The organism is Candidatus Ruminimicrobium bovinum (assembly GCF_902760015.1).
Classification (GTDB): Bacteria; Elusimicrobiota; Endomicrobiia; order Endomicrobiales; family Endomicrobiaceae; genus Ruminimicrobium; species Ruminimicrobium bovinum.
In genome coordinates, this window is the sequence record NZ_CACWEU010000035.1 from 1 (window position 1) to 2503 (window position 2503).

3 protein-coding genes are annotated in these 2503 nt (G+C 21.1%); all 3 read left to right on the forward strand.

The window, feature by feature from the left end:
• Positions 1-664, forward strand: a 664-nt coding sequence (locus tag ACMUOV_RS01150; protein ID WP_413852977.1) for a DNA adenine methylase, incomplete at its 5' end; no start/stop codon positions are given.
• Entirely contained in the window at positions 654-1658 is a 1005-nt protein-coding gene (locus ACMUOV_RS01155) for a DNA adenine methylase (protein ID WP_413852979.1), read from the forward strand. The genes ACMUOV_RS01150 and ACMUOV_RS01155, both read left to right, overlap by 11 nt.
• Before the next feature lie 14 nt (positions 1659-1672).
• Positions 1673-2503: AAA family ATPase (locus ACMUOV_RS01160; RefSeq protein ID WP_413852981.1), on the forward strand; the 831-nt coding region annotated here is incomplete at its 3' end.

Here is a 2503-nt window from a genome sequence, read left to right on the forward strand (position 1 = left end):
AGATAGTTATCATAAAGGATATTCTGCATATAAAGATTATGTTATAGGAAACAATGGTTTAAAAGGTTTTAATAAAAATGGTTATACAGAATTGAGAAATTATTTTAATAGAAATAAATTAAATATGGATTATTATGATAAATCAATATATTTATTTGTTTTGTTAATATTTTGTTTTAATAACGATATAAGATTTAATTCAAAACAAGAATTTAATATACCTATCGGTAAAACAGATTTTAATAATAGTATTAGAAATAAATTAAAATCATTTAAAGATGGAATTAAAGACAAAAATATAGATTTTTTTGTAGCAGATTTTAAAGTTATAAAAGAATTTGAATTATCTAAAAATGATTTTGTTTATGTTGACCCACCATATTTAATAACAGATGCCGTATATAATGAAAGTGGTTTGTGGAATGATACAAAAGAAAAAGAGCTACTTTCTTTATTAAGTTACTTGCATATTAATAAAATTAAGTTTGCTTTATCAAATGTATTGAAAAAAGCTAATAAAGAAAACACTATTCTTTTAAAATGGATAAAAGATAACCATTTTACTGTAAAAGATATAAATTATCATTACAGGTCATCAAGTTATAATAAAAAAAATAGAAATGCTAACGAACGAGAAGTTTTAGTAATGAATTATGAAATATAAAATCCATAATAGACGATACATAGGAAACAAACATAAACTATTAAGTTTTATAGATAATGTTTTAAATTATAACAAAGTTGAATTTAATTCTTTTGCAGATTTGTTTGCCGGAACAGGTGTGGTATCTGAATATTTTCTATCTAAAAATAAATCTGTAATAATAAATGATAATTTATATTCAAATTATGTTTTTTATGTAGCTTGGTTATCAAATTTGGAGTATGACAAGGATAAAATTAATAATTTTATAAATTATTATAACAATTCAATGGAGTATATCAAAGACAACTATTTTTCAGATATATTTTCAGGCACATATTTTAACTATAATAATGCAAAACAGATTGGTTCTATAAGAGTAGATATAGAAAAAAACAGAGAAAAATTAAACTTAAGAGAGTATTGTATTTTATTATCTTCTCTTTTATATACAACAGATAAAATAGCAAATACCTGTGGACATTTTGAAGCTTTTTTAGCTAAAAAACCACAAGAAGAAATTTTTAAATTGCAAGATTTAGATATAAAGAAATATAAATATAAACCTAAAATTTTTCAAGAAAATGCTAATGTGTTAATAAAAAAAATAAAAGCAGATTTAGTATATATAGACCCTCCATATAATTCAAGACAATATATCAATTTTTATCACTTACTTGAAAATTTAGCAGAATGGAAACAACCAAAAGTTTTTGGTAAAACTCTTAAAATGGAAAGAAATGCTAAAAAAAGTGAATATTCAAAAGCTAATGCATTGAATAATTTTAAAGATTTAATATTAAACTGTAATTCTCAATATGTATTGGTTTCTTATAATAATACATATAAAGCAAATAGTAATGCTTCAATAAATAAAATTTTAGAAAAAGATATTTATGATATTTTATCTTCCGTAGGTAAAATGGAGAAGTTTGATATTGATTATAAATATTTTAACACAGGTAAAACAAATTTTTCAGACCATAAAGAAATGCTATTTTTATGTAAGATATAAGGATATTTTAGTTTATGATAAAAGAAATAATAATGAAAAATGTAGCAAGTTATAAAGAAGAAACAAAACTTGATACAGAAAATAAGAGAATAAATTTAATTTATGGATTAAATGGAACAGGAAAATCTACAATGTCAGATTTTCTATATAAACAATATACAGATGAAAGATTTAAAGATTGTAAAATTAATGGATTTAATGAGATAACCGAAAGAATATTAGTTTATAATAAAACATTTATAGAAGATAATTTTTATGAAACAAACGATTTAAAAGGTATTTTTACACTATCTAAAGAAAATAAAGATTCTATAGAGAAAATAAATAAAGCTAATGATGAAAAAAAAGTATTGGAAGAACAAAAAAAACTACAAGAAGAAAAGAAAAAGGAAGAAAATAGCAAATTTAAAACAGATAAATCAAAAAAGCAAGATATATTATGGAAAAATGTAATAAATAGATATGAACATAAAGAGTTTGATTATTGTCTAGAAAGACATAGAGGAAGTAAGGACAGTTTTTTTAATTATATTATAAAAATTCCCAAAACAACTTCAGTAAAACAAATAGAAGAACTTAAAAAAAATATAACATCGTTAAAAGATAATAATACAGAAATAAAAGAACTTGAACAGATAATTTTTGATAATATTGATGATATAGAAAAATCAGATATATTTAACAGAATGATTGTTGGTAATACGAATAGTTCTTTTGGTAAATTTATAGAAAAATTAAAAAATTCTGATTGGGTAAAAAAAGGTTTTGATTATTTAAATGAAGAAAATAAATGTCCTTTTTGTCAGCAAGAAATTTCACAAGAACTTATTGAAAATTTAAATAAA